Raw genomic sequence first — 25,022 nt, 5'->3', positions numbered from 1 at the left:
GACAGCCTTTCAACTCCTTTGCAGGTTGTCTGCAGGAGGATGGAATGCCACTCGAAATACTATTGGTTCTGGTGGTCGGCGGGATCGCCGGGATCACACTGTTGCTGCATGTCACAGGCAGATCGCGGTTGCGCGTCCTGACCAAGGCCAGCGCGCAAAAGGAATGGTTGCGTCACTTTCCCGATGATGACGTGATTGATGTCACCATATCGCATGACTGCCATTCAGCGCTGATCAGAACCAATGTCGGCGCCGGTCTGCTCTGGTCATTTGGCGCAGACACTGTTGCGCGGCATCTTATGGATTTCGACTGGCTTGAGCACCCAAAGGGACTGGAGGTTCAGTTCCACGAGTTTGGCGTGCCGCGCGTGGTTATCCATCTTGATGAAAGCGAACGCCGCCACTGGCGACACCTGATGGAGCCCGCATGACTGATCAAGTGACATTTCCGGACGCCGTGCAATGGGCCGTTCCCTTCTTCATTGCTGCAATCCTTGCAGAATTCCTGTGGATCTCGGTCAAGGGTCGGGGCGGGCGATATGAAACCCGTGATGCGGTGACGTCGCTGATCATGGGGGCTGGCAATATTGCGTCGGGCTTTCTGCTGGGCTTCATCGCCTACGCATTCTTCATGTGGCTGTGGCAGATCACACCCCTAAATCTGGGCACATCGATCCCTGTCATTATTCTGTGCTTTGTTCTGGATGATCTGCGGTACTACTGGGTGCACCGTTTGGGGCACCGTGTGCGCTGGGTTTGGGCCAGCCATGTCAATCACCACAGCTCACAGCACTACAATCTCACAACCGCGTTGCGTCAGACATGGACCTATACGTTCACCTTCATGATGGTCGTTCGGGCGCCGCTGATCCTGCTTGGCTTCCACCCTGCGATGGTTTTGTTCGTCGGCGGTATCAACCTGATCTATCAGTTCTGGATACATACCGAAGCGATCGGAAAGATGCCCCGTTGGTTCGAGGCCATCATGAATACCCCCAGCCATCACCGCGCGCATCACGGCCGCAATGCGCGGTATCTGGATTGCAACTATGCCGGTGTCTTCATCATCTGGGACAAACTCTTTGGTACCTTTGTGCCCGAGCAGGACGATGACCGCGTCGATTACGGGCTGGTGCACAATATCGGTACGTTTAATCCCTTGCGCGTCGCTTTCCACGAATGGGTGGGCATCTGGCAGGATGTAAAACAACCGGGCCTGAGCCTGCGTCAGCGGCTTGCTTATTGCTTTGCACCGCCCGGTTACAGCCACGACGGAAGCCGCGATAACTCTGAACAGATCAAAGCCAAACACCTTGCACGCCACCCAGAAGATCGTGGAACGCCCGGATTTGAGCAATTTGACGCGAAATCGCCCAATGCACAGGCAGAACGGGCTTGATCTTGCCCGACTGACCACCACGACGACTTGAAATTCGGCCCAGCTACTCCATATCGACCAGATGTGCCGCGTATGAGTAGCTTGGAGGCCAGCATGTCCCGTCTGACAACTGTTTCGACTGTTATTGGCCTTTTGGGTCTGGTGATGGCGATGGTATCTGCGCTGATAAGCAATGTACCCTCTGGCATTCTGGCGCTCAGCTTCGTCATGTTGGTCATGGGCATTCTGGGGGCCGTGATCGGGGCTGCAGCATCGCTGGGTCGCGCGTGGCAATCGGCCCGCTGACCGCGGGCACAGTCAGAAACCGATACCAAATACGTCGTATTTCTTAACTGCAGATTCATCTGTTTACCCTGAGAATGAGGCCGAACCCCATTCGGCAACCCTCAGGGAACGGTATCCATGCGGGACAAGAAACTTGCAGACCTGCCAGAAGGCGCGGACAGCCCTTTGAATTCAGCGGTTACGGCCCGGGATCGTTCGGTCGTGCAGATGGCAACCGATGCGGTCAGGCACAAGCAATGCAAGCTGGCCTATCAGCCAGTCATGCAGGCCCATCCTCCGCAGGGTGTCGCCTTTTACGAAGGGTTCATCCGCGTCCTTGACGAAACCGGCCGTGTAATCCCCGCGCGCGAATTCATGCCGCAGGTCGAGAACACGCCGGTTGGACGGGAACTGGATTGCATCGCACTGGAAATGGGGCTGCGAACCCTGGTCAGAAACCCCGGAATCCGCCTGTCGATCAACATGTCGGCCCGTTCCATCGGATTTGCGCGCTGGTCCCGCGTACTGGACCGGTTCCTGAAAAAGGACGCCAGCATCGGGGAAAGGTTGATTCTGGAAATCTCGGAAAGCTCGGCGATGCAGGTGCCGGAGCTGGTCGTGGATTTCATGGACCGCCTGCAGGAACGTGGTGTCGCCTTCGCGTTGGACGACTTCGGGGCCAGTAATTTCAGCTTTCGCTATTTTCGCGAGTTCCTGTTTGATGCCGCCAAAATCGATGGCCAGTTCATACGCGGGATAAGTGAAAACTCAGACAATCAGGCGCTGGTTCGCGCGCTGATCGCTGTCGCCCGTGAGTTCGAGATTTTGGTAACCGCCGAATCGGTCGAGACCAGACAAGATGCCGAGTTTCTGGTGGCTAATGGGGTCGACTGCCTGCAGGGCTTCCTCTTCGGCGCTCCTTCGATCACGCCGCCCTGGAAGACGAAAAGTGAAGCGAAGACAGGAAGTTAACAAGCGCCGCACTGTCGCAACTAATTGCCGATCACAACGCTGAGACAAGCTGTCCGTTGCTGCAACTGCAGCATTACGCTATGGCAAGAGGTGCTTGAGCGGGGGATCACGAGGCGCTCTTGTATCCGGAGAGTGCCTCTCCATGACCTGCGCCGTCAGATTTCCCACAGGACCATGACGGTAAAGGATTGACTGTATGACCAACGTAGTAATCGCATCCGCCGCACGTACAGGCGTCGGTAGCTTTGGCGGTTCGTTTGCGAACACCCCTGCACATGATTTGGGCGCTGCCGTCCTTGAAGCAGTCGTGGAGCGCGCTGGAATCGACAAGGGCGAAGTAAGCGAAACCATCATGGGTCAGGTCCTGACCGCTGCACAGGGCCAGAACCCGGCCCGCCAGGCGCATATCAATGCTGGCCTGCCGCAGGAAAGTGCCGCTTGGGGCATCAACCAGGTTTGCGGCTCGGGCTTGCGCGCCGTGGCACTGGGTGCTCAGCACATCCAGCTGGGTGACGCCGATATCGTTGCCGCAGGCGGACAAGAGAACATGACTCTGTCACCCCATGCCGCCGCTCTGCGCGCCGGTCACAAGATGGGTGACATGAAATACATCGACACGATGATCCGCGATGGTCTGTGGGACGCCTTCAACGGCTATCACATGGGTCAGACCGCTGAAAACGTCGCCGAGAAATGGCAGATCAGCCGTGACATGCAGGACGAGTTTGCAGTCGCGTCGCAGAACAAGGCTGAAGCCGCGCAAAAAGCCGGTAAGTTCGCTGACGAAATCACTCCTTTCACCATCAAGACCCGCAAGGGCGATATCGTGATGGACAGCGACGAATACATCCGTCACGGCGCAACCATCGAAGCCATGGGCAAACTGCGCCCGGCTTTCGCCAAAGACGGTTCGGTCACCGCAGCCAACGCTTCGGGCCTGAACGACGGCGCGGCCGCCACCCTGTTGATGTCGGCCGAGAACGCAGAAAAGCGCGGCATTGAGCCTCTGGCCCGTATCGCATCCTACGCAACCGCTGGCCTGGATCCGTCGATCATGGGCGTCGGTCCGATCTACGCCTCGCGCAAGGCGCTGGAGAAGGCAGGCTGGTCCGTAGATGATCTGGATCTGGTCGAAGCCAACGAAGCCTTTGCCGCTCAGGCCTGCGCCGTGAACAAGGATATGGGTTGGGACCCGTCGATCGTAAACGTCAACGGCGGCGCGATCGCCATAGGGCACCCGATCGGCGCATCCGGCTGCCGCGTACTGAACACTCTGCTGTTCGAAATGAAGCGCCGCGATGCCAAGAAAGGTCTCGCGACCCTCTGCATCGGAGGCGGCATGGGCGTCGCCCTCTGTGTGGAGCGCGACTAAGTGCTTTGACAACCAAATAAAAAAGGGCGCCGACCGGCGCCCTTTTTTGTTACAATCAACCACTACCTATTGGATGCGACGATATTGACACCTCGAAAGCGAAAATTCACAACGAAACAATATTGCGCATCTGCATCTCTCAGAGTAACAGCATTACCAAGGCGACTAAATTTGGAGGATTCCTAAATGGCACGTACAGCACTCGTTACCGGCGGCTCCCGCGGCATCGGCGCAGCAATTTCCAAGGCGCTCAAGGCTGAAGGTTACAACGTTGCAGCCACCTATGCGGGGAATGACGAAGCCGCTGCGAAATTCACCGAAGAAACCGGCATCGCCACCTACAAATGGAACGTCGCCGACTATGATGAATCGAAAGCGGGCATCGAAAAGGTTGAGGCCGAAGTTGGTCCGATCGACATCGTTGTCGCCAATGCGGGCATCACCCGCGATGCGCCATTCCACAAGATGACCCCGGAACAGTGGCATCAGGTGATCGACACCAACCTGACCGGCGTATTCAACACCGTCCACCCCGTCTGGAACGGCATGCGCGAGCGCAAGTTCGGCCGCGTTATCGTCATCAGCTCGATCAATGGTCAAAAGGGTCAGTTCGCGCAGGTGAACTATGCCGCCACCAAGGCCGGTGATCTGGGCATCGTAAAATCGCTGGCGCAAGAGGGCGCACGTGCAGGCATCACTGCAAACGCGATCTGCCCTGGCTATATCGCAACCGAGATGGTGATGGCGGTTCCGGAAAAAGTACGCGAATCGATCATCGGCCAGATCCCGGCCGGTCGTCTGGGTGAGCCTGAAGAAATAGCGCGTTGCGTGGCGTTCCTGGCGTCCGACGATTCTCAGTTCATCAACGGCTCGACAATTTCTGCCAACGGTGCTCAGTTCTTCGTCTGATCCGATTGGACAACATTAGACGCCCGCCAGTTTGGCGGGCGTTCTCTTTTTGCGGTGGAGAGTCGCCTACACTGCAACCCAAGCCAGAAAAACGTCGCGATTTGTGCTATCATGCTCCCATTCTTTTAAAGGAGCATTTGATATGAAATTCGTGATGTCCAATCGACGAGCCGGTAAGTTTCGCGAACAGGAAAAAATGGCTTCGCGCGATGCATTGAGCGCAGCTCTGGCCTTACCATCAAGCACAACACATATGCTGTCTGATCTGGCTCCGCCTGATGATCTGGCGCGCCGCAGCGTCGTCATGGAGGGCACAGAAGGCGAAATGCAGGCCCTTGCGGCCACCAGCACAGACGATGTCATTGTCGAGCCTCTGATCATGCACGAGCGCGTCGGAGGCGCTCGGAGCCTGTTTGCAGGCACCAATGTGCCAGTCATCGACCTGTCCCATACCGCCGGATCCGGGCTTTTTTTCGAAATCGAGGTACGCGGTGGTGGCAGGGGCCTGCCTTTCGCCGGTGTCACACTTTTCCTGCGCGCCCTTGGTGGTGATGTCGCGCGCGTTGAAGGCATGACTGACGCAAGCGGTATCGCAGTTTTTGACGTCGTCCCTTCGATGCAGCCGCTGGCATATATCGTCAGCCCATATGATGGTTTCTGGTCACGACAGGTCATGGTTGCAGGTCCAAAGACGACGGTGGTTTGCGACAAGCTGCCGGGCAATCGCAGAATCGACTGGTGGCATCGGGCTGTTGGAGTAAACTCATTTGAGGCCGATGCGGGGGATGGAATCGCCGTTGGTGTCATCGATACAGGGTTCGGCCCCCACCCCCATCTGATAGGTACCGATCACGGGGCTTTCATCGACAATCAACACGATCCGGTCGCCGGGGCAGATGTCGACATTCATGGCTCGCATGTTGCCGGCAGCATTGGTGGTCGGCCCGGGGGCCAGATGGTACAGGCCGGTGTTGCGCCGGGTGTTGATCTGCACTCCGCGCGCGTATTCCCGCCCGATTCCGGGGCTTCGAACGTCGATATCGCCAACGCGATTGACCATCTGAGCAAGGCCGGAGCAGACCTGATCAACATGAGCCTCGGTTCTCCGGTAAAATCCGAACTGGTAGAGGATGCGGTTCAGGACGCAGCGGAACGAGGAACGCTGTGCCTGTGTGCAGCCGCCAATGACGGTGGACCACCGGTCAAATTCCCGGCCGCCTTGTCGGAAACCGTCGCAATCTCAGCCGCGGGGAAAATCGGGACAGCTCCGGATACCTCGACCTCGGGAAATCAACTGCCGCAGGAGCCATGGAAATTCGGGCTGGATGGGTTCTTTCTGGCACGATTCTCGAATTTCGGCCCCGAGATTGATGCAATTGCTCCCGGCGTCGGCATCATCGCTACGGTTCCCGAGCGCCACGGCTTTGTCGCCCCGTATTCCGCGCTGGATGGTACTTCGATGGCGACACCAGTTGCTTGCGCGACGCTTGCCCGGGTTCTGGCAAAGGATGCCGCATATCTGTCGTTGCCCCGGAACATTCACCGCTCGAACATGGCGCGACATATCCTGACACAAATCTGTGTTACTATCGGCCTCGCACCTGAATTTCAGGGGCACGGAATGCCGCGCGATTGATCGGATTTATATGCAGGAGCGGGAATGACAGACTATGTGATGGCCATACGCCGCGAGCGGCGCGGCTCGGAACCTGCAGACCTGACACAACAGATCACCAATGTACCTGGGGTCGTGAATGTGACGCCGGGACCATCTGGCCGGATTGTGATTTCGGCAAGCCCGGCAGGCATCGCCGAAGTGAAGAACCGGTTTGGTGAACTGTGCCGGATCGAACCGATCATCCTGCACGACCTGTCAAAAAAAGGTCGGTAGATACGAAAAAGGCCGATCCCAAAAGGATCGGCCCCTCTCTTTATCCCGTAAGAACGCGCGCGCTGCGTTCAGCGGGAACCAAAGAACCAGTTCCAGAACTGCCTGATGGCTTTGCCGCGCTCGGCATGCGCGCGCAGAATTGCGCGGTGCGCAGCTGGGTTTGTGGTCATCTCGATCATTGCACTTCCCCTTTTGTAAAGGTGAACTTGACTTGCCCCCAAGATGACTGTTGTTTTTAAAAGGTACAAACGAGAGTTTTCGAGAGTTCAGTTTAGAAATTCTTATCTGTTATGACCGATCGCCTTCCCCCTTTGACTGCCCTGCGCGCGTTCGATGCCGCTGCACGGCACATGTCCTTTGCCAAAGCAGCGGACGAGTTGAACGTGACACCCGCCGCCCTGTCCTTTCAGATCAAATCGCTTGAAGAGCATCTGGGCCAACCGCTGTTTCGCCGCCTGAACCGAGCCGTAGAACTGACAGAAGCAGGACGCACGCTCTCTCCGGGCGCCGCTGAAGGGTTTGCAACGTTGCAATCAGCATGGGCCGCGACTCGCAGATTGCAGGACAACACCACGCTGACCATCACCGCGGGACCGGCGCTGACCGCAAAATGGCTGGCGCCTCGCCTGTATGAATTTGCCCGTGCACATCCGGAAATTGACCTGCGGTTCTCTGCCACGCTGCGCAGCATGGATCTGGAGCGGGATGACGTGGATGTCGCGATCCGATTTGGGTACGGACAGGATGACGGTTTGTATTCTGTACCCGTGCGGAAGGAATGGCTGACGCCTGTGATGACGCCTGAATTGGCAGAGCAATTCACGACACCTCAGAGTTTGAAAGACGCGCCCCTGATACACGACGATTCCATCGGGTTCTTAAAACCTGCGGTCGATTGGCCCGCTTGGTTCAGGGCGGTTGGTGTGAATTTTGTGCCCGAACATGGCGCCCATTTCTCTAACGCCGATCATGCAATTGACGCGGCTGTAGCCGGGCTGGGTGTTGCCCTTGGCCGCCGACCGATGATTATCAAGGATGTGCTGGAGGGGCGGCTAGTCGCGCCATTCAAAACCGCCATCGAAACCAATGCCCGTTTTCGGTTTTTGTGCCTGCCCGGCGCTGAAGATCGCCCCCAGATCAAGGCGTTTCGTGATTGGTTTCTGGCAGAAATTGAAAAAACCGCGCATATCTCGGATGGATTCGAAATCATTCCGGTCGAGGATATCCCGCAACATGACTAAGACCCGTGCGACAGCAATTGGATTTGTGGCCGTTTTGCTGTGGTCACTGCTTGCGCTTTTTACAGTTGGCTCCGCTCCGACCCCACCACTGCTGCTGAATGCGATTTGCTTCAGTATTGGCGGCACGCTGGGAATGGTCTGGACATACGCATCGGGTGGACTGAGCCAGTTGCGCGATATCAACTGGAAAATCTATCTCTTCGGCGCTGTCGGGCTGTTCGGATATCACGCATTGTATTTTTCGGCCTTGCGCATGGCCCCTGCGGCCGAGGCCGGGCTGATTGCCTATCTCTGGCCTCTGCTGATCGTTTTGCTGTCGGGTCTGCTGCCAGGAGAGAGCTTGCGCATTGGACATCTGATCGGTGCCTGTCTTGGCTTCTCCGGCGCAGCGCTGATCATAACCGGAGGCGGAAGCGCCGGGTTCCAGCTTGATCACCTGCCAGGATACGCCCTAGCCCTGCTTTGCGCTCTGACATGGTCTGGGTATTCAGTTCTGTCGCGACGTTTGGGCGAGACACCGACCAGCTCGGTCGCTGTGTTCTGCGTCGTGACGGCAATCGCGTCATGGATGCTGCATTTCGCGCTGGAAGAGACCATTTGGCCGGAAACGACCATTGCATGGGCGTCGACACTGGCACTTGGGCTCGGGCCTGTTGGTCTTGCCTTTTATGTCTGGGATATCGGGGTCAAGCGTGGCGACATTCAGATGCTTGGAACCAGCTCATACGCGGCACCGCTTCTGTCTACGCTTGTTCTGGTTTTGGCCGGGATCGCCATGCCGTCTTGGTCATTGGCGATCGCGGCACTGCTTATCACTGGCGGTGCCATCATTGCGGCACGCGCCAGCTTCCATTCTTAAGTAGAAAGGCGTTCGATCTCTTCTTTTAGCCTGAGCTTCTGTTTTTTCAGCTGAGCTATGTGGAGATCGTCAATGCCGGGCGAGCGCTGGGCTTGTTCTACTTCGAGACTGAGGTGTTCGTGCTTCTTCTTCAGTTCGGTCAGATGTGCGCTCACGCTCATGGCGATCCTCCTTCTCTCGTATAAGTGTCACGTAAGAAGTTGATCACATCGTTTCCACCCTGTCACGCTGCAGACGCACAGAATCTGTTACAAATCCGACAATTTCGGCTGGTCATTGCCTATCATGTGGCTGGCCAAGGCAATTCAGCCCCTTCGCGCAGGATTTTCATCACTTCGGGCGTATAACTTTCACCATCGCGAATATGTCTTTCACCGACGTGCAAAACCAATGGTGCGTGAAGTTTGAAATCAGCCCGACCACCCTTGCGCGCGCGCAGTATCAACAGCTCGGCCGCCCTGCCAGTCCTTGGGCCAAGAGGCAGGATTTCGACCGACCCCAGTCGCCCCGAACAAGCAGACAACATGTCCGGTAACCGTTCGACACGCTGGATCATGTGCAGATAACCGCGCGGGGCAAGACGTCGCGCGGCTACTTCGATCCAATTGGCCAATGGTGTTTGTTCACCGAGTGCGATTTGGCGACCGCTATCGGTGGCAGGGCTGTGCGCTCCGGGGCGATAATACGGTGGATTGGCGATAACGTGATCGAACTGCCGCTGCCTGAGTTCAGACGGTAAAGCGGACAGATCTGCCTGAACAACTTCGAAAATCGCGCCGTTTTCTACAGCGTTTTTGCGCGCCAGCTCAGCGTATTCAGCCTGCAATTCAACTCCTGACAGGTGAAGTCCCGGAACGCGCGCAGCAAGGCATAGCGCCGCAGCCCCTGCCCCGCAGCCCAGCTCGAGTACAGACTGGCCGGATATTGCCGGAACAGATGCCGCCAGAAAAACAGGATCTACACCAGCCCGGTATCCGTCAACGGGCTGCCAAAGCCGGACACGGCCGCCCAGAAAATCGTTACAGGTCAGTTCGTTGTCGGCAAACCCGCTCATCTGCCCAGCGGGATCTCATTGTCACGCATCACCCGCTCGGCCCGATCAAGATCATCCGCCCGAACCATCAGCCGTCGCGGAAAAATTCCAATGCCACCTTCGAGGATGCTCATATTTACGTCCATCTGAAAGCAGTCTATATCCTCGCCCTCAAGGAGAGCGGATGCAAAGGCCAGAATGGTGGGATCGGTGCTGCGCAGAAGTTCTTTCATGGGGATGGATGTAAGGGCAAGGCGGGACGGAAGTCGAGCCTTGTATCAGGAGTGTGATGAATATCAGCACGATCTCGAAACCGCATGAGCGACTGGCGGACATTCTGGCACCGGAAATGGAGGCCGTGAATGAACTGATCCGGACGCGCATGGCGTCGGAACATGCACCACGTATCCCCGAAGTGACGGCCCATCTGGTCGAAGCTGGCGGCAAACGCCTGCGCCCGATGCTGACCCTCGCTGCAGCCCGGCTGTTTGGCTATCCAGGGGATCACCACGTGCGTCTCGCAGCCACAGTCGAATTCATTCATACAGCTACGTTGCTGCATGACGATGTTGTGGATGAAAGCGCCCAGCGTCGCGGACGCCCCACAGCGAACCTGCTTTGGGACAATAAATCCAGTGTTCTGGTAGGTGACTACCTGTTTTCCCGCAGTTTCCAACTGATGGTTGAAACCGGTTCGCTGCGCGTGCTGGACATCCTTGCAAATGCATCCGCGACGATCGCAGAAGGCGAAGTCCTGCAAATGACCGCCGCCACCGATCTGCGCACGGATGAAAGCGTGTATCTGCAGGTGGTTCGCGGCAAAACCGCCGCGCTGTTTTCCGCAGCCACTGAAGTTGGCGGCGTGATCGCGGGCGCGACCGAAGAACAGGTCAAGGCCCTGTTCGATTACGGCGACGCCTTGGGTATTGCATTCCAGATTGCAGACGATCTGCTGGATTATCAAGGTGATAGCAAGGCGACCGGCAAGAATGTCGGCGACGATTTCCGCGAGCGCAAGCTGACTCTGCCGGTGATCAAGGCAGTCGCTCAGGCAACGCCGGAGGAGCGCGCCTTTTGGGAGCGCACAATCGAGAAAGGCCGTCAGGAAGACGCCGATCTGGATCACGCCCTGAGCCTGATGAACAAATACGGCACGCTGGATGAAACGCGCTCTGACGCATATGGCTGGGCCGCCAAGGCAAAGACCGCGCTGGATGTGCTGCCCGATCATGAAATACGCAATCTGTTGCGTGATCTGGCCGACTACGTGGTCTCGCGCCTCAACTAAGCTGCGTGGCGCGGCACCACCAGTTGGGAAAGGCCGCGCCAATTTCATAAGCTGCGAAATGGGCCGCTTTCATCGACGGATAGAGCGCAAAGCAGGTAGACCCTGATCCAGACATCCGCGCGAGCAGGGCGTTTCGGGTTGCGCGCAACTCATCAAGTGTCCGTTCGATTTCAGGCGCCAACGCCTTGGCAGGCGCTTCCAGATCATTGCGTTGTTCACCCAGCCACTCCGCCCAGTCTTCGGAGGTTTCAAGCGCAGGAATATTTTCTGGCATTGGCGGGTTGAGCCGTGATGCGAGCGCTTTGAATATCGGTCCCGTCGGCACCTCCACACCCGGATTAACCAGCAGCGCTGCCAGTGGTGGCAGAACAATCGGGGTTATCTCTTCACCAATGCCCCGCATTCGTGAGGCCTGGCCCGCCACACAAACGGGAACGTCTGCCCCCAGGGACAACGCCACATCGGGTGAAGCAACAAACCCCTGCTCGGACAGCACCTTCAGCGTAGCCGCAGCATCCGATGAACCGCCGCCTATCCCGGCACCATGCGGAAGAACCTTGTTGAGGCTGATATGTCCTGACCATCCTGCAGCCTCGGCCGCTTGCCATACGAGATTGCGGCCATCCGTCGGAACACCCTCGGCAAATTCGCCCGCCACCTCCATCGACAGGTTGGGCGCAGTCGCAAATATCAGATCATCACCGACATCCGCAAAGGCAACCAGCGAATCCAGCAAGTGATAGCCATCCGTGCGCTGGCCGGTCACATGCAGGGTCAGGTTGATCTTGGCAGGCGCAAAAGCCTTAATTGCCATTGGCGACCTTCAATGGTTCAGCACCTTCCTCGGAAAGCACCAGATCCAGGCCCACATCCAGCTTGCGACGGATACGTTCCGGATCTGCTTCGCCATCGGTATCCTCGGGGTCGATGAACGACAGCGCTCGCTTCCACTGGAACTCAGCCTCACGTTCCCGGCCTACAGCCCAGTACACATCGCCCAAGTGATCATTCACGACCGGATCAACCGGCATCAACTCGACGGCTCGCTCCATATGATCAACCGCCTCATCGTAGCGGCCAAGGCGGAAAAGGACCCAGCCAAGGCTGTCGACGATATAGCCGCTGTCAGGACGCGCTGCGACGGCGCGTTCGATCATGTCCAGCGCCTCATCCAGTTTCTCGCGGCGTTCTACCAATGAGTATCCAAGGTAGTTGAGGACCTGAGGTTGATCCGGGTTCAACTCCAGCGCCCGCCGGAAATCAGCCTCGGCATTTTCCCAGTTTTTCAGGCGCTCGTGCGAGATACCACGGGCATAATGCAGGAACCAATTTCCACCCGAGTCTGTTTCGGTCAGTTCGATGGCTGTGTTGTAGGATTTGATCGCCGCCTCGTAATTCTCCTGCTGGCGCTCAAGGTCCGCCAGCGCGACATGGACGCTGGGCAGACCCGGTTGGCGGGCAGCCAGATTCTGCAGCACTTCGACGGCGGCATCATTTTTGCCTGAACGGCCCAGAACTTCGGCACGGCCAAGTTCAGCAGCGTGGTAATCCGTACTGTCCGCCGGAACCGACCGATAAGCGGCCACGGCCAGATCATACTGTTTCAGCGCATCCAGCAATTCCGCGCTCAGCAATATTGCATCTATGTGATCGGGCCGCAGGAACGCAGCGATACGTGCATAAAGCAGGACATAATCGGGGGCAGCTTCGGTATTCAGCGCTGCACCAACCGAGAAAAAGACCTCGGCCATGCCATCCTGCGCAGAACCCACATGGGTGAACGGCAGCGTTTCCCCCGCTTTCAAACGGTTCACATAGCCATCAATGGATGGGTCGTTTCCGGCTGCGAATACCTCGTCCAGAAACTGCAACGCTTCTTCGTTGCGGTCGAGTTGCGATAGCACCTCGACCCGTGCCAGTACAGCGCGACGAGAGAAACGGGATACGGCACCACCATTTGCCTGGAAAACCTCTTCGGCCCCTTCGAAATCACCAACCGAAGCCAGCGCCATCGCCTTGTGATACAAAGCAAAGTCCCGCAACCCTTCCTGAGTTGCGACTTCGTCAAACTGCTCCATCGCCTTGGTCATCTCGCCCTGACCGATATAGGTCCAGGCAATCATCAGCCCGTCAACCAATGGCCCTACGCCCTGTGTTTCGGGGTCCCGGGCGAGAAACTCATCCAGTTTTCCTTCGGACACCAGGCTGGCTGAAATGACCATTTTCGCGGCTTGGCTGGCCAGATCGCTTTCTTCCATCCTTTGCGCGATGGGCAATGCGCCCTCAACCTCGCCCAGCGCAAGACGGGCAACGAGTACGCTCTCAAGCAGCTGTTCATTTTGCGGATCGAATTTCAGCGCCTGCGCATAGTATTTCTCAGCGGCAGTATAATCGCTTTCGTAAACGGCCTGGCGCCCAGCCAGATAAGACCCCGAACCGGTATCTGAAAGAGCCGGCAACGCGAATGTCGAGGTAATAAGCACGGTCAGAGCCGCGCGACGAACCAGGGAAACCACCAAAATCCTGCCTTATTGTCATTGACTGACCGTAAAGCTAGGGCTTTGGCCTGAAAGAGGCAATGGCAGAGCCTTCACGACCCTGCCAGTGCCCGTGTTTTTGCCTACATGTTCGGATAGTTCGGTCCGTCACCACCCTGCGGCGTCGTCCAGGTGATATTCTGGCTCGGATCCTTGATGTCGCAGGTTTTGCAGTGGACGCAGTTCTGGAAGTTGATGACGAATCGCGGACCGTCTTCATCTTCGACCATTTCGTATACACCAGCCGGGCAATAGCGCTGCGCCGGTTCATCGAACTTGGGCAGGTTGACCTTTATCGGAATTTCCGGGTCGGTCAGCTTCAGGTGGCAAGGCTGGCTTTCCTCGTGGTTGGTCATCGCGAAGGACACGTTGGTCAAGCGGTCAAAGGACAGCGTGCCATCGGGTTTCGGATAGTCGATCTGCTTGTGCTTGCTGGCCTCTTCGGTCGCCTCGGCATCGTTCTTGCCGTGGCCCAGCGTACCCAGAAGCGAGAAGCCCAGCGTATTGGTCCACATGTCCATGCCACCCAGCACCAGCGAAGCGGTCAGGCCATATTTCGACCACAGAGGCTTGACGTTCCGCACCTTCTTCAGGTCTGCGCCGATGGCACCATCGCGAACATCAGCTTCATAGGCGGTCAGTTCATCGCCCGAACGCTCGGCCTTGATGGCATCATACGCAGCCTCGGCCGCAGCTTTACCCGACAGCATGGCGTTGTGGTTGCCCTTGATGCGAGGCACGTTGACCATGCCCGCCGAACAACCCAGCAGCGCCACACCCGGAGCCACAAGTTTCGGCATCGACTGATAGCCGCCCTCGGTGATCGCGCGGGCGCCGTAAGCGACGCGCTTGCCGCCTTTCAGCAGCTCGGCAACCATCGGGTGGTGCTTGAAGCGCTGGAATTCCATGTAGGGGTACAGGTGCGGATTCTTGTAGTTCAAGTGAACCACAAAACCGACATAGACCTGATTGTTTTCAAGATGATAGATGAACGATCCGCCACCTGCGTTGCTGCCCAGGGGCCAGCCCATGGTGTGCGTGACCGAACCTTCCTTGTGTTTGGCCGGATCGATCTCCCAGATCTCTTTCATGCCGACGCCGTATTTCTGCGGTTCTTTACCCGCAGACAGGTCGTATTTGTTGATGACCTCTTTGGACAACGAGCCGCGAACGCCTTCCGACAGGAAGACATATTTGCCATGCAGCTCCATCCCCGGCTCAGTATTGGGGCCATATGACCCGTCAGGCTCCAGACCGAAGACACCGGCCACAACGCCTTTGACTTCGCCATTGTCGCCGTAAACCAGCTCAGAACAGGCCATGCCAGGGAAGATTTCAACACCCAGCTCTTCGGCCTGTTCAGCCATCCAGCGGCAGACATTGCCCATCGAGACGATGTAGTTACCGTGGTTGTTCATCAGCGGCGGCATTGGGAAGTTGGGGATGCGGATCTTGCCCGCCTCACCCAGCATGTAGAAATTGTCTTCGTGCACGGGCACGTTCAGAGGCGCACCTTTTTCTTTCCAATCCGGGATCAGGGCGTCCAGACCGCAAGGATCGAGAACCGCACCGGACAGGATATGCGCGCCTACTTCGGAACCCTTTTCAAGCACCACGACGTTCAGGTCAGCGTCCAGCTGTTTCAGACGGATGGCGGCCGACAGACCGGCAGGGCCTGCACCCACGATCACCACGTCATATTCCATCGCTTCGCGTTCAATTTCGGCCATCGCGGGCTCCTTAGCTAACTTTTCCGAATTGGCGCTCTCATTGCATGGTTCGCGCAATTTTGTTTCACGGCTGATTACCCGTTGTGAAAGACCTTGGTCAATCAAAACACGGCGTAACATCGCTGCAATGCGGCAGTTCACCCCTCTGGAGCGTCACCCATGAGGTATCTGGGACCGCTACCATGCGATTTTGCCCGGTCATCGGGGTTATATAGGGCACATTTCGGCAAACTCAGGCACCCACACCCGATACACCCGTCCAGATTATCCCTTAGTCGGATCAGGGTATCGATTCGCTGGTCCAGATGAGAACGCAGGCCCTTGCTGATTTCCTTCCAATCCTTGGGGGTCGGCGTACGGTTCCCCGGCAGACCGGACAATACCTCTCGGATTTCAGGCAGGGTCAGTCCGAATTGCTGGGCGATCATGACAAAACTCAGCCGCCGGATATCTGCCCTCTGATAACGTCGTTGTCCGCCCGGGTTTCGCCAGGGCGAGATCAAACCCTGTGCTTCGTAGTACCGGATCGCAGAAACTGCCAATCCGGTTCTGCGTGCCAATGCGCCTATCGACAACCCATCTGATACGGCCATCTGAATCTCCAAATAATACCTTGACCTAAAGTTAAGTTTAGAAATTACAGTGAGTCGGGACAAGCCAAATCTGAAAAGGAGATCCCATGATGGCAACTTTGGAACATACCAACTTCACCGTTCGCGACCCCAAAGCCTCGGCTGAATGGATGCACAAGGTGTTTGACTGGAAAACCCGCTGGGAAGGCCCTGCAATTGCTGGTGGGTACACCGTGCATGTGGGCAGCGCCCATACTTACCTTGCGCTCTACGCACCCGGCAATCCAAAGTCCTCGGGCGAAAGCAGCTATGACATCGTCGGCGGGCTGAACCATGTCGGTGTTCTGGTCGAAGATATCGACGCCACCGAGGCAAAGGTACGCGAGGCGGGCTTCGAGCCCCACAATCACGCCGACTACGAGCCTGGGAAACGGTTCTACTTCGAAGATGACAATGGCATCGAATTTGAAGTTATCAGCTACGACTAGGCCGTATTCCGCGCGTTGGTGAGCATAGCCCTCTTGCAATCCCCGCCCTGATTGGTTCAGGTAATGGCTAACCCCATCTGTCGCCCCGACGCTTTAGTGCGGCGGGGCGACTCAATTTCTGCGTGGACGACAAGAGAATGGAAAAAATTCCAATGACGCCTGCGGGCAACGCCGCGCTCGAGGCGGAACTGAAAAACCTCAAATCCGTCGAGCGCCCGGCGATCATCGAAGCCATCGCTTCGGCGCGTGAGCTTGGCGATCTGAAAGAAAATGCCGAGTATCACTCGGCCCGGGAAAAGCAGGGCTTTATCGAAGGCCGCATCAAAGAGCTGGAAGGAATTCTGTCTCTGGCCGATGTCATCGACCCCAAAAAACTGGCAGGCGCCATCAAATTCGGTGCCAAGGTAACGCTGGTGGACGAAGACACCGATGAAGAAAAAACCTGGCAGATCGTTGGTGAGTACGAAGCCAACATCGAAAACGGTCTGCTGAATATCAAATCCCCCATCGCCCGCGCCCTGATCGGCAAGGACGAAGGTGACAGTGTAGAGGTTCGCACTCCCGGCGGTGTGCGGTCCTATGAGATTCTGAGTATCCAGTACTCCTGACCGGAGCGTGTAACATGTCGGGGTCAACACCTGACCAGGAAACCGAGCGTCCGACGTCGCTGGGCATCTATGATCGCCCGGGGCGTCCTTCGGTGACAATTATCGAGATCGTAGCCATCGCGCTGAGCGTGGTATGGCTGATCGTGGCGGTGGTCTTTCTGGTCATGCCCGGTCCGAATCAAACTGGTGGGTTTGTGGTGACCCTACTGGCGGTGTTCATGCCTGTCGCGATGATCTGGGTTGCGGCAACCGCGATGCGTGCCAGTCGGATCATGCGCGAAGAAAGTGCCCGGCTACAGACCGCGATCGATGCCATTCGCAACGCCTATGTCATACAGCAGCAACGGGCAGCCAGCACCTATGAGCCAACCGTCAGCAAGAAGCTGGATGAAATAGCTGAGACCGCCAAAAACACCGAAACCGCACTGGCAACCTTTTCGTCCCAGCGTACCGAGCCGGCAAAGATTACTCCGCCGACAAACGGAACTGGTGATCAAACCTCGCTGGAGCTCGGGACTTCGGCCGAGGATATCGCGCCGCCCCTGACAACGGATATCTTCATTCGCGCCCTGAACTTCCCCGAAACTGCGGAAGACACCGTTGGGTTCGATGCATTGCGACTGGCCCTGAAGGACCGAAAGACTGCGCAACTGGTACAGGCGTCGCAGGATGTTCTGACATTGCTGAGCCAGGAAGGCATCTACATGGATGACCTGCGGCCCGACATGGCCCGCCCTGAGGTTTGGCGTCAGTTTGCCCAAGGCGCGCGCGGGCGCGCCGTTGCAGCGCTCGGCGGCATCCGGGATCGCTCCTCTCTGGCGCTGACATCGGCCCGCATGAAGCAGGATCCGATATTCCGGGATGCAGCCCATCATTTTCTGCGTCGCTTCGACAATATGATCGTGGAGTTCGAACCCGCAGCCAGTGATGCCGATCTGACCGCGCTGGGAGAGACCCGAACCGCACGGGCGTTCATGCTGCTGGGCCGCGTCGCCGGAACCTTCGACTAGTCTTTCGGGACGGGCCAGCTCATCCGTGTTGAAATGGTAAAGCCGAACAGGTGACGAAAAGGTCCGGTTTCTTCTTCACCGACGACTCTGAAACCCTCGCGCGCATACAGTTCGCGTGCACGAGGGTTGGTGTCGATAACGTCCAGCTGGACTTCGGTCAATCCGGTTCGCAGCGCCTCCGCCTTGATGGCAGATAGCAGCTTGGTCCCGACCCCTTGCCCGCGAGCTTCGGCAGCCACAAAGATTCCATCCATCTGAAATACACCGGGCTGCGTTTTGCGTTCGAGCACACTCAGGATCAGACCGCGCCACGTGCCGCCAAGCCAACCATAGACCTGGGCTAAATCTGTAATCGAGCCTTCAGTCAGCCCGCCAGATGATGTCTTGAACCCGGCCAGTCCCAGCATCTGCCCATCCTTATCCCGCGCAACCAGTGCATAGTCGGGGTTCAGGACGCGCTCGAAGAACGCGATCCCGCGTTCCTCAGGACCCATGACCTTGTTGAGCTTGCCCGAAAACGCCTGCCAGAACAGGTGCGCTGCCAGACCACGCTCAGCTTCACTGAAACCGCGCGAGACCGAAACTGTCACAACCCAAAGCTTCCATAGGGAATGAACCGAACCGGATCACCCGGTTTGATATGGCGCTCACCATCTTCGATCTCGACCAGTCCTTCGGCCCAGCTGAGGCCGCTGATACGCCCTGAACCTTCTGAATGGAACACTTCGACGCGACCGTCCCTAACCCGGGCTCTCTGGTATTCGCGGCGACCCGGTTTTTTTCGTTTTTCGAAGCCTGCAGGCAGCTCAAACCCCTGAGGTTCAGACCAGCCTGCCCCCGCCATGAGGCAAAGCGCAGGGCGTGCGAAAATCAGGCTACATACCATTGCTGCCACGGGGTTGCCCGGCAATCCAAATACGGGCGTTTCATTCCACATGCCCAATGCCAGCGGGCGTCCGGGTTTCAGTGCTATGCGCCATTCCTGCATTGCTCCAGCATCGCGCAGCAGGGCTGAAACGTGATCTTCATCCCCCGCCGAGGCGCCACCGCTGCTCAGGATCACATCCACATTCTGCGCTGCCTCATCCAGACAGGTACGCAGGGCCTCGCGACTATCTGCGATGCGACCCAGGTCGACCGGCACAAATCCCATCCGTTCGATCAGCGACAACAGCATAGGTCGGTTGGCATCATAAATCTGCCCCGGACCTGCGGCAGCGCCCGGCTCAACCAATTCATCCCCGGTCGACAAGACCGCCACACGCAATTGCTGACGAACAGGCACTTCGGACACTCCAACCGCCGACAACAGTGCCAGATCCGCTGGGGTCAAGCTGCGGCCCGCAGACAGGGCCAGCTCTCCTGCCGCCACATCCTCGCCCGCACGGCGCGTATTGGCACCTCGCTTCAAGGGGCCACGAAAGGCGATATGGCCGTCCTGAACCGTGACGTCTTCCTCAAGTATGACCGTATCGACACCATCGGGTAACGCTGCGCCAGTAAGAACCCTGAGCGCAGAACCTTCGGGAACCTGACCATCGAATGGGATACCCGCTGCCGCCCGTCCTTCGGTCAAAGGCAGAACATAGGTTCCGTCCGAAATTTCCACAGCAAACCCATAGCCATCAACTGCAGTGTTGCGCTGCGGCGGGTTGGATCGTTGTGCGATCATGTCTTCCGCAAGAATACGGCCAGAAGCCTGCATGAGCGGCAGCGTCGCCACACCCGTCACGGGCCTCAGCCTGTCGCGCAGCAAAGCCAGCGCATCATCAACCGGCGTCCAGTTCACCCCTGAGGGCAGAGCGAAGCAATCGTTCTGCAAAGGCGGCGGCGCAATGTCGGGTTTGTTTTGCGAACTGGTCAATTTCAACGTTCCTTTTGTTCGCCGACACTCAGGTCTCTGATCCGCTGGACGTGTCTGGGATACTTTGATCCTTTGACTTTGATATTTGGGGGATTAGCCTCACAATCCAACCTCCTGCAGCACAAAGTCAGCGATAGCCTGCGTATCGTTCAGATCAAAAACCGGACGATCCAGAGTAAGTTCCGTGTCACTGGCGACTGCGCGAATGGTCTCGTCATTGGCCGCGATCAGGGGATTTCCGGGTTCTTTTCGAAAAGCCTCGATCTTGGGGTGCCGCTCGCGTTTATAGCCCTCGATCAAAATCAGATCGACAGGCGACAGGCGGCCAAGCAATTCCTCCAGTGATGGTTCCGGAGCGCCGCGAAGTTCCTGCATCAGCGCCACGCGCTTGCCTGAGGCTAACAGCACCTCATTAGCGCCAGCCGTCCGGTGGCGATAGCTGTCGCGCCCCGGCTGATCGACATCAAAGGCGTGATGGGCGTGCTTTACGGTTGAAACGGAAAATCCACGCCCTGTGATTTCTGCCACCAGCCGCTCCATCAATCCGGTTTTGCCCGCGTCTTTCCAACCGGTGACTCCGTATATCCTCATGCGCGCTCCAGCATCTCTTGCGCCAGTTGCAAATCATCGGGCGTGTTAACGTTGAAAAACGGATCGAATGGGTCAGCTAAAAACAGCGCCTCACGCCCGTCATGCTTGTCGGTCCACAGAACTACCTTGCGCAGCCCGTCATTCAAAGCCGCCCGCAGGTCGTCCCGCAGGTCCACCGGCCAAAGCCCAAAGGTGGGGTGCCGATTGACCCGCTTTCCACCTCCGGATTTCAGCGCCTCCTCTCCGGTACGTGGTGTCGTTGCCATGACCAGAGGATGTTTCTGATCCTCAGCTGAATTCATCAGCCGCATAACCAGATCGTGCGGAAAAAATGGCGTGTCGGCGGCAGCGGTCACGATGCTGTCCGCACCCTGTTCCGCTGCCCAATCCAGTCCGGCGAGAACACCGGCCAGTGGTCCGGCAAACCCTTCGATCGTGTCTGCAATCACCGGTAAATCAAAATCGGCAAAGCGCGCTGGATCACCATTGGCATTCAGCGCAAGCCCGTCCACCTGCGGAGCGAGACGGTTGATCACATGGCTCAATAGGCTCTGCCCGCCAAGTTGCAGCAAACCCTTGTCTCCGCCGCCCATTCGGGTGGCGAGACCACCAGCGAGGATAACCCCCAAAGGTCGCTTCATTCTCTAACCTCGTTCTACGCCCAATGCCGCTGCCACCCTACAGTTCCTTCAGCCTAGCTGAAATGCCGATGGATAAAGTTGATGCAGGACAAACAGCCACATGATCAGCGTTCCGACCGCCAGAAACGAAGTTGCCGAGACTATATGTGCCGCTAGCTGAGGTTCCTGATCATAGTGTTTTGCCAACAGAAAGATATTCTTTGCAGTCGGTACCGCCGCCGAAACCGTCGCCGCAATCGTCCAAAGCGGATCGAGCCCCACAAGATGCGCGGCGATTAGCACAAGGCCGGGGGCGACAATCAGTTTCGTCAGGGTCAGAAACAGGATCAGAGGGCCGGTCTGCAGGATCGTGCGGACGCTGGTCGTATACCCGATTGCAAACAGTGCAACTGCGGCCAGTGCCTGGCTCAGCAGTGCGAGGTAATCTGAAACAGCGTCTGCGAAACCGATCCCGGTGAAGGAATAGATGACACCGGCCAGCGTCGCGGCGATGATCGGGTTTTTCAAGATATTCAGGATAATCGTCGGCACAGGCGTTTTTGTCGCCGCTGATTGCCTCGAGCTGCTTTCCAGAATGGTGGTCAGCAGCAACAGCAGCATCGCCACCACCAGATTTGCCAGCACGGCAGGCAACGCCCCGCTTGCGCCAAAGATCGCATGCAGCACAGGCAGAGCGACAAGCGCGGTGTTGGAGGCAACGGCCGCGAATGCAGCAACGGTGGCGGAACCAACTTGCTTGCCCAGTACCAACCGGAAGCCGATGAACAGCACCACAAAAAGCACCAGAAGAGTTCCCCCATAGGCAAGGTAGAAGCCGTAGTTGAGGAGGTTTTCAAACTTTTCCTGCCCGATCAGATAGAACATGATCGCTGGGATCAGAACATAGACCGCAAACTGTACTAGCGACTCAGAGGTGTCCTTGGCCAACAGGTTGGTCCAGGAAAAGACGTACCCAGTAAGGATGACCGCAAAAACCGGTGCGATGAGATTAATGAGTTCCATGCAAACCCCAATCTAAAATATGGCCGGCGCTTTGGCCCGGGAAACGGGCCGAACATTGCGACACCCTAGGACATATCTTCAGGATTTTGCAGTGTTTTTTGGATCAAGACGATCCGAGCATACTCAGTCGGGGGCCGGTAAGTCTGCAGCGCTCTTCCGGCGATGCTTCTTGTCTTCTACCGCCACGGTTGCCGGGTCGGCGTCTCGGACCAGCCGGTCTTCGCCAGACAGGCAGACAAACCGCTGACCACGCATGCGGCCGATCAGGGTCAGGCCAACTTCGCGCGCGATTTCGACGCCCCATGCGGTAAAGCCTGATCGTGAGGCCAGAACGGGGATGCCCATCATCGCTGTCTTGATCACCATCTCCGAGGTCAGTCGTCCCGTCGTATAGAGTATCTTGTCTTCGGCGGCTTCCCCTTCGGACAGCATCCAGCCTGCAATCTTGTCCACGGCATTGTGGCGCCCGACATCTTCCATGTAGACCAGTGGACGATCCTCGCGACACAGGACCGTGCCATGGATCGCACCCGCTTCGAGATAAAGAGAAGGGGTGCGATTGATCTTGGCCGCCAGATCATAAAGCCATGACGTCCGGACCCGGACCTGTGGCAGGCGCACATCCTCGAGCCCTTCCATCATGTCTCCGAATACCGTGCCCACGGCACATCCGCTGGTGCGGGTCTTTTTCTTCAGCTTGTCCTCGTAGGAGGTTTCACGCGCGGTACGCACAATGACAGTTTCCAGATCGTCGTCATAATCGACCCGCGTGATCTGATCATCGGGCAGCAACATGCCCTGATTGCGCAGAAAGCCCAGCGCCAGATACTCCGGATAGTCTCCGATCGTCATTGCCGTCACGATTTCCTGTGAATTCAGGAAGATCGTCAGCGGGCGCTCCTCGACCACGGAAATGTTGCTGACATCACCATTCTGATCCACGCCCTCAACTGCGCGTGTCAGGCGCGCGGCACTTGGGTCTGGCGCGATGATGTATTCCGACAGATCTGTTTCGACGGCCAATTGCAACCCTTTCACAAGCCAGCTACTGCTTTGTCCAACACCATAGGATTTAGCCATGGCATTCACCACATCCAAGTCATACTTCTGGAAGGGTTTTCGGGATGGAACCCCGTTCATTTTCGTAGCGATCCCATTTGGCACCCTGTTTGGCGTCTTCGCGACCGAAACAGGGCTAAACATCGTGCAGACGATGGCCTTTACCGCGACGGTGTTTGCCGGGGCGGCGCAGTTTGCAGCGCTGCAATTGCTGCAGGAAAACACGCCAACGGCGATCATCCTGGTTTCGGCTTTGGCGGTCAATCTGCGGATGGCGATGTATTCAGCCTCGCTGACCCCCTATCTGGGGGCCGCTCCGATGTGGCAGCGCGCTATCGCGGCCTATCTGACGGTCGATCAATCCTATGCCTGCTCGATCGTGCAGTTCGAGAAAGAACCCGATCTGACAATCCCGCAGCGCATGGCCTACTTCTTTGGTTCTGTGGCACCGATCACTCCGCTCTGGATACTGGCCACTTACATGGGTGCCGTGCTTGGCACGCGTATACCCGAAAGCTGGGCGCTGGATTTTGCGCTGCCAATTACGTTTCTGGCGATGATTGGCCCAATGATGCGAACGCTGCCCCATGTGGTCGCCTCAATGGTCGCAATACTAGTTTCGCTGCTGACGGTGGCCATCCCTTACAATCTTGGCCTGCTGATCGCGGGGTGTGCCGGAATGATGGCTGGTGCGCAGGCTGAACTGATGATGGAACGCAGAAAGGCCAACGCATGAACCAGGTCGATCCAGTAACCATGTGGACCATCATCGTAGGGCTGGCTGTCGGCAGCTATACCCTGCGCTTTGTCTTCATCGGATTTGTCGGGGATCGCCCGATGCCACCATGGCTGCTGCGCCATCTGCGCTACACGGCGGTTGCGATCCTGCCTGCATTGATTGCGCCACTGGTTGTCTGGCCATCCGCAACTGCGGGGCAGCCTGATGCACCACGCATGGCTGCAGCGGCAGTTGCCCTGACCGTTGGTCTTGTCACCAAGAATGTGCTGGCGGCCATCTTTACCGGGGCCGCCACACTTTATGGTCTGCTGTATTTACTGGGATAAACCCGCTGCCTGCTGATTGAGGCGCGCATTGTTTGCTGCAAGACCTTTCTGAAGGTCCGCATCGTCATATTCCCGGTATTCCGTGGTCACGACGCCCGGGATTTGCCCGAATTGCTCGGCCAATTTGACCGGGAAAAAGGTCACATCGATCTGCTCGAACCCGGGAACCTGCTGTAGAATCCGAGAGGTGGAATTGGCGCAATAGGCCCCCGCCACCGGTCCGGATTGCTTGGCAAGCTGATAGGCAACCTCGGCCTGCTGTGGGCTGACCTCGATCGTCTGAACGAGGGCATAGTGCGTCTCGCGTGCATGCGAGCTGCGATAGGCCCGTTCAACAGCCGGGGTAATTCCGTACAGGACGTCATCCTTGACCGGCACAATATCTGCCCGGAAAGAACCCGCCGGATCAAAAATTACCCGCTCGCTGGCGCCGATCATCAAGGATGTATGCGCGCCAGACCCTGTACGGGTGTTGATCATGGTATAAAGCGTGAGTGTGGATGGACCCGGATCTTGATAGGATCGCGCAACAATCTCAGCCTGATCGGCTTGCGGACGCTTGGATACGGCGCAGCCAGACACGGTCACTGCCAGAAGGCAGGCAATCAAAATCCTGATCACGGATGC

At 57.4% G+C, this 25,022-nt stretch carries 30 protein-coding genes; 16 read left to right on the top strand and 14 right to left on the bottom strand.

Annotated elements, in window-relative coordinates; genetic code table 11:
* Positions 1-44 precede the first annotated feature (44 nt).
* From E1297_RS44190 to E1297_RS44145, 10 genes are all read left to right on the top strand, one after another.
* Complete coding sequence (locus E1297_RS44190) at positions 45-431, top strand: hypothetical protein (RefSeq protein ID WP_155149800.1); 387 nt, start codon at positions 45-47, stop codon at positions 429-431.
* Positions 428-1,399, top strand: coding sequence for a sterol desaturase family protein (locus E1297_RS44185; RefSeq protein ID WP_155149798.1), 972 nt, complete (start codon positions 428-430; stop codon positions 1,397-1,399). The genes E1297_RS44190 and E1297_RS44185 overlap by 4 nt, the downstream gene beginning before the upstream one ends.
* Before the next feature lie 93 nt (positions 1,400-1,492).
* A complete protein-coding gene (locus tag E1297_RS44180; RefSeq protein WP_155149796.1) occupies positions 1,493-1,684 on the top strand; it encodes a hypothetical protein in 192 nt (63 codons plus the stop codon).
* 117 nt (positions 1,685-1,801) lie between these two features.
* Complete coding sequence (locus tag E1297_RS44175) at positions 1,802-2,635, top strand: EAL domain-containing protein (RefSeq protein ID WP_155149793.1); 834 nt, start codon at positions 1,802-1,804, stop codon at positions 2,633-2,635.
* A 196-nt stretch (positions 2,636-2,831) separates the two neighbouring features.
* On the top strand, positions 2,832-4,007 hold the full coding sequence (locus E1297_RS44170) for an acetyl-CoA C-acetyltransferase (RefSeq protein WP_155149792.1): 1,176 nt from the start codon (positions 2,832-2,834) through the stop codon (positions 4,005-4,007).
* 186 nt (positions 4,008-4,193) lie between these two features.
* Positions 4,194-4,916: an acetoacetyl-CoA reductase gene (gene phbB / locus E1297_RS44165; protein ID WP_155149791.1), complete on the top strand. Its 723-nt coding sequence runs from the start codon at positions 4,194-4,196 to the stop codon at positions 4,914-4,916.
* 142 nt (positions 4,917-5,058) lie between these two features.
* A complete protein-coding gene (locus tag E1297_RS44160) occupies positions 5,059-6,552 on the top strand; it encodes a S8 family serine peptidase (RefSeq protein ID WP_155149789.1) in 1,494 nt (497 codons plus the stop codon).
* 24 nt (positions 6,553-6,576) lie between these two features.
* Positions 6,577-6,807, top strand: a complete 231-nt coding sequence (locus E1297_RS44155) for a hypothetical protein (RefSeq protein WP_155149787.1) — start codon at positions 6,577-6,579, stop codon at positions 6,805-6,807.
* Positions 6,808-7,097: 290 nt separating this feature from the next.
* Entirely contained in the window at positions 7,098-8,048 is a 951-nt protein-coding gene (locus E1297_RS44150; protein ID WP_155149785.1) for a transcriptional regulator GcvA, read from the top strand.
* Positions 8,041-8,907: a DMT family transporter gene (locus E1297_RS44145; RefSeq protein WP_155149764.1), complete on the top strand. Its 867-nt coding sequence runs from the start codon at positions 8,041-8,043 to the stop codon at positions 8,905-8,907. The genes E1297_RS44150 and E1297_RS44145 overlap by 8 nt, the downstream gene beginning before the upstream one ends.
* Here the strand turns inward: E1297_RS44145 and E1297_RS44140 are convergent.
* The 3 genes from E1297_RS44140 to E1297_RS44130 form a co-directional block, all read right to left on the bottom strand.
* Complete coding sequence (locus tag E1297_RS44140) at positions 8,904-9,068, bottom strand: YdcH family protein (protein ID WP_155149761.1); 165 nt, start codon at positions 9,066-9,068, stop codon at positions 8,904-8,906. The two genes, E1297_RS44145 and E1297_RS44140, sit on opposite strands and share 4 nt — an antisense overlap.
* A 122-nt stretch (positions 9,069-9,190) precedes the next feature.
* Positions 9,191-9,961, bottom strand: coding sequence for a tRNA1(Val) (adenine(37)-N6)-methyltransferase (locus tag E1297_RS44135; RefSeq protein WP_155149759.1), 771 nt, complete (start codon positions 9,959-9,961; stop codon positions 9,191-9,193).
* Positions 9,958-10,173 (bottom strand): DUF2007 domain-containing protein, encoded by a 216-nt coding sequence (locus E1297_RS44130; protein WP_155149757.1) that lies wholly within the window; start codon positions 10,171-10,173, stop codon positions 9,958-9,960. The genes E1297_RS44135 and E1297_RS44130 overlap by 4 nt, the downstream gene beginning before the upstream one ends.
* Before the next feature lie 56 nt (positions 10,174-10,229).
* Between E1297_RS44130 and E1297_RS44125 the strand changes: the two genes are divergently transcribed.
* Positions 10,230-11,228 (top strand): polyprenyl synthetase family protein, encoded by a 999-nt coding sequence (locus E1297_RS44125; RefSeq protein WP_155149755.1) that lies wholly within the window; start codon positions 10,230-10,232, stop codon positions 11,226-11,228.
* On the opposite strand, the gene E1297_RS44120 is transcribed toward E1297_RS44125, so the two are convergent.
* The 4 genes from E1297_RS44120 to soxR all read right to left on the bottom strand — a co-directional run bounded on the left by E1297_RS44120 (position 11,221) and on the right by soxR (position 16,088).
* A complete protein-coding gene (locus tag E1297_RS44120) occupies positions 11,221-12,042 on the bottom strand; it encodes a 4-(cytidine 5'-diphospho)-2-C-methyl-D-erythritol kinase (RefSeq protein WP_155149753.1) in 822 nt (273 codons plus the stop codon). The genes E1297_RS44125 and E1297_RS44120 overlap by 8 nt on opposite strands.
* A complete protein-coding gene (locus tag E1297_RS44115) occupies positions 12,032-13,744 on the bottom strand; it encodes a tetratricopeptide repeat protein (protein ID WP_209016356.1) in 1,713 nt (570 codons plus the stop codon). The genes E1297_RS44120 and E1297_RS44115 overlap by 11 nt, the downstream gene beginning before the upstream one ends.
* A gap of 104 nt (positions 13,745-13,848) precedes the next feature.
* Positions 13,849-15,495, bottom strand: a complete 1,647-nt coding sequence (locus E1297_RS44110) for an electron transfer flavoprotein-ubiquinone oxidoreductase (RefSeq protein WP_155149749.1) — start codon at positions 15,493-15,495, stop codon at positions 13,849-13,851.
* Positions 15,496-15,632: 137 nt separating this feature from the next.
* Positions 15,633-16,088, bottom strand: a complete 456-nt coding sequence (gene soxR / locus E1297_RS44105) for a redox-sensitive transcriptional activator SoxR (protein ID WP_155149747.1) — start codon at positions 16,086-16,088, stop codon at positions 15,633-15,635.
* Between the two features lie 86 nt (positions 16,089-16,174).
* Here soxR and E1297_RS44100 point away from each other — a divergent pair, with 86 nt between their 5' ends.
* From E1297_RS44100 to E1297_RS44090, 3 genes are all read left to right on the top strand, one after another.
* On the top strand, positions 16,175-16,555 hold the full coding sequence (locus E1297_RS44100) for a VOC family protein (protein ID WP_155149745.1): 381 nt from the start codon (positions 16,175-16,177) through the stop codon (positions 16,553-16,555).
* A 137-nt stretch (positions 16,556-16,692) separates the two neighbouring features.
* Positions 16,693-17,163, top strand: a complete 471-nt coding sequence (gene greA / locus E1297_RS44095) for a transcription elongation factor GreA (protein ID WP_155149743.1) — start codon at positions 16,693-16,695, stop codon at positions 17,161-17,163.
* A gap of 14 nt (positions 17,164-17,177) precedes the next feature.
* Entirely contained in the window at positions 17,178-18,173 is a 996-nt protein-coding gene (locus E1297_RS44090; RefSeq protein WP_155149741.1) for a hypothetical protein, read from the top strand.
* Here E1297_RS44090 and E1297_RS44085 read toward each other — a convergent pair.
* The 6 genes from E1297_RS44085 to E1297_RS44060 form a co-directional block, all read right to left on the bottom strand.
* Positions 18,170-18,763, bottom strand: a complete 594-nt coding sequence (locus E1297_RS44085; protein WP_368669853.1) for a GNAT family N-acetyltransferase — start codon at positions 18,761-18,763, stop codon at positions 18,170-18,172. The two genes, E1297_RS44090 and E1297_RS44085, sit on opposite strands and share 4 nt — an antisense overlap.
* Positions 18,760-20,037: a gephyrin-like molybdotransferase Glp gene (gene glp, locus E1297_RS44080; RefSeq protein WP_155149739.1), complete on the bottom strand. Its 1,278-nt coding sequence runs from the start codon at positions 20,035-20,037 to the stop codon at positions 18,760-18,762. Before glp ends, E1297_RS44085 begins: the two co-directional genes overlap by 4 nt.
* Before the next feature lie 99 nt (positions 20,038-20,136).
* Positions 20,137-20,628, bottom strand: coding sequence for a molybdopterin-guanine dinucleotide biosynthesis protein B (gene mobB, locus E1297_RS44075; protein WP_155149737.1), 492 nt, complete (start codon positions 20,626-20,628; stop codon positions 20,137-20,139).
* Positions 20,625-21,269, bottom strand: a complete 645-nt coding sequence (gene mobA, locus E1297_RS44070; protein ID WP_155149735.1) for a molybdenum cofactor guanylyltransferase MobA — start codon at positions 21,267-21,269, stop codon at positions 20,625-20,627. The genes mobB and mobA overlap by 4 nt, the downstream gene beginning before the upstream one ends.
* A 48-nt stretch (positions 21,270-21,317) precedes the next feature.
* A complete protein-coding gene (locus E1297_RS44065; RefSeq protein WP_155149734.1) occupies positions 21,318-22,271 on the bottom strand; it encodes an AEC family transporter in 954 nt (317 codons plus the stop codon).
* A gap of 123 nt (positions 22,272-22,394) precedes the next feature.
* On the bottom strand, positions 22,395-23,351 hold the full coding sequence (locus tag E1297_RS44060) for a formate dehydrogenase accessory sulfurtransferase FdhD (RefSeq protein WP_155149732.1): 957 nt from the start codon (positions 23,349-23,351) through the stop codon (positions 22,395-22,397).
* Here E1297_RS44060 and E1297_RS44055 point away from each other — a divergent pair.
* Positions 23,350-24,066: an AzlC family ABC transporter permease gene (locus E1297_RS44055; protein WP_155149730.1), complete on the top strand. Its 717-nt coding sequence runs from the start codon at positions 23,350-23,352 to the stop codon at positions 24,064-24,066. The genes E1297_RS44060 and E1297_RS44055 overlap by 2 nt on opposite strands.
* Positions 24,063-24,395, top strand: coding sequence for an AzlD domain-containing protein (locus E1297_RS44050; protein ID WP_155149728.1), 333 nt, complete (start codon positions 24,063-24,065; stop codon positions 24,393-24,395). Before E1297_RS44055 ends, E1297_RS44050 begins: the two co-directional genes overlap by 4 nt.
* Here E1297_RS44050 and E1297_RS44045 read toward each other — a convergent pair.
* The gene (locus E1297_RS44045; RefSeq protein ID WP_209016355.1) at positions 24,384-25,016 is read right to left on the bottom strand and encodes a hypothetical protein; all 633 of its coding nucleotides are present in this window, start codon (positions 25,014-25,016) and stop codon (positions 24,384-24,386) included. The two genes, E1297_RS44050 and E1297_RS44045, sit on opposite strands and share 12 nt — an antisense overlap.
* Between the last annotated feature and the right edge of the window lie 6 nt (positions 25,017-25,022).

Source organism: Roseibium sp. RKSG952 (assembly GCF_009711355.1).
Note: the sequence above shows the minus strand (reverse complement) of the source record. Positions and strands in the feature narration are given on the sequence as shown.

Excerpts from the sequence above, each read along its gene's own strand:
- E1297_RS44185 (WP_155149798.1), top strand. The coding sequence starts at position 428 with ATGACTGATCAAGTGACATTTCCGGACGCCGTGCAATGGGCCGTTCCC.
- E1297_RS44175 (WP_155149793.1), top strand. The coding sequence starts at position 1,802 with ATGCGGGACAAGAAACTTGCAGACCTGCCAGAAGGCGCGGACAGCCCT.
- E1297_RS44140 (WP_155149761.1), bottom strand. The coding sequence starts at position 9,068 with ATGAGCGTGAGCGCACATCTGACCGAACTGAAGAAGAAGCACGAACAC.
- E1297_RS44065 (WP_155149734.1), bottom strand. The coding sequence starts at position 22,271 with ATGGAACTCATTAATCTCATCGCACCGGTTTTTGCGGTCATCCTTACT.
- E1297_RS44155 (WP_155149787.1), top strand. The coding sequence starts at position 6,577 with ATGACAGACTATGTGATGGCCATACGCCGCGAGCGGCGCGGCTCGGAA.
- E1297_RS44160 (WP_155149789.1), top strand. The coding sequence starts at position 5,059 with ATGAAATTCGTGATGTCCAATCGACGAGCCGGTAAGTTTCGCGAACAG.
- E1297_RS44130 (WP_155149757.1), bottom strand. The coding sequence starts at position 10,173 with ATGAAAGAACTTCTGCGCAGCACCGATCCCACCATTCTGGCCTTTGCA.
- mobB (WP_155149737.1), bottom strand. The coding sequence starts at position 20,628 with ATGAGGATATACGGAGTCACCGGTTGGAAAGACGCGGGCAAAACCGGA.
- soxR (WP_155149747.1), bottom strand. The coding sequence starts at position 16,088 with ATGGCCGTATCAGATGGGTTGTCGATAGGCGCATTGGCACGCAGAACC.
- E1297_RS44050 (WP_155149728.1), top strand. The coding sequence starts at position 24,063 with ATGAACCAGGTCGATCCAGTAACCATGTGGACCATCATCGTAGGGCTG.
- E1297_RS44125 (WP_155149755.1), top strand. The coding sequence starts at position 10,230 with ATGAATATCAGCACGATCTCGAAACCGCATGAGCGACTGGCGGACATT.
- mobA (WP_155149735.1), bottom strand. The coding sequence starts at position 21,269 with ATGAAGCGACCTTTGGGGGTTATCCTCGCTGGTGGTCTCGCCACCCGA.
- E1297_RS44180 (WP_155149796.1), top strand. The coding sequence starts at position 1,493 with ATGTCCCGTCTGACAACTGTTTCGACTGTTATTGGCCTTTTGGGTCTG.
- phbB (WP_155149791.1), top strand. The coding sequence starts at position 4,194 with ATGGCACGTACAGCACTCGTTACCGGCGGCTCCCGCGGCATCGGCGCA.
- E1297_RS44145 (WP_155149764.1), top strand. The coding sequence starts at position 8,041 with ATGACTAAGACCCGTGCGACAGCAATTGGATTTGTGGCCGTTTTGCTG.
- E1297_RS44110 (WP_155149749.1), bottom strand. The coding sequence starts at position 15,495 with ATGGCCGAAATTGAACGCGAAGCGATGGAATATGACGTGGTGATCGTG.
- E1297_RS44060 (WP_155149732.1), bottom strand. The coding sequence starts at position 23,351 with ATGGCTAAATCCTATGGTGTTGGACAAAGCAGTAGCTGGCTTGTGAAA.
- E1297_RS44090 (WP_155149741.1), top strand. The coding sequence starts at position 17,178 with ATGTCGGGGTCAACACCTGACCAGGAAACCGAGCGTCCGACGTCGCTG.
- E1297_RS44170 (WP_155149792.1), top strand. The coding sequence starts at position 2,832 with ATGACCAACGTAGTAATCGCATCCGCCGCACGTACAGGCGTCGGTAGC.
- E1297_RS44190 (WP_155149800.1), top strand. The coding sequence starts at position 45 with ATGCCACTCGAAATACTATTGGTTCTGGTGGTCGGCGGGATCGCCGGG.
- greA (WP_155149743.1), top strand. The coding sequence starts at position 16,693 with ATGGAAAAAATTCCAATGACGCCTGCGGGCAACGCCGCGCTCGAGGCG.
- E1297_RS44055 (WP_155149730.1), top strand. The coding sequence starts at position 23,350 with ATGGCATTCACCACATCCAAGTCATACTTCTGGAAGGGTTTTCGGGAT.
- E1297_RS44120 (WP_155149753.1), bottom strand. The coding sequence starts at position 12,042 with ATGGCAATTAAGGCTTTTGCGCCTGCCAAGATCAACCTGACCCTGCAT.
- E1297_RS44135 (WP_155149759.1), bottom strand. The coding sequence starts at position 9,961 with ATGAGCGGGTTTGCCGACAACGAACTGACCTGTAACGATTTTCTGGGC.
- E1297_RS44100 (WP_155149745.1), top strand. The coding sequence starts at position 16,175 with ATGATGGCAACTTTGGAACATACCAACTTCACCGTTCGCGACCCCAAA.
- E1297_RS44150 (WP_155149785.1), top strand. The coding sequence starts at position 7,098 with ATGACCGATCGCCTTCCCCCTTTGACTGCCCTGCGCGCGTTCGATGCC.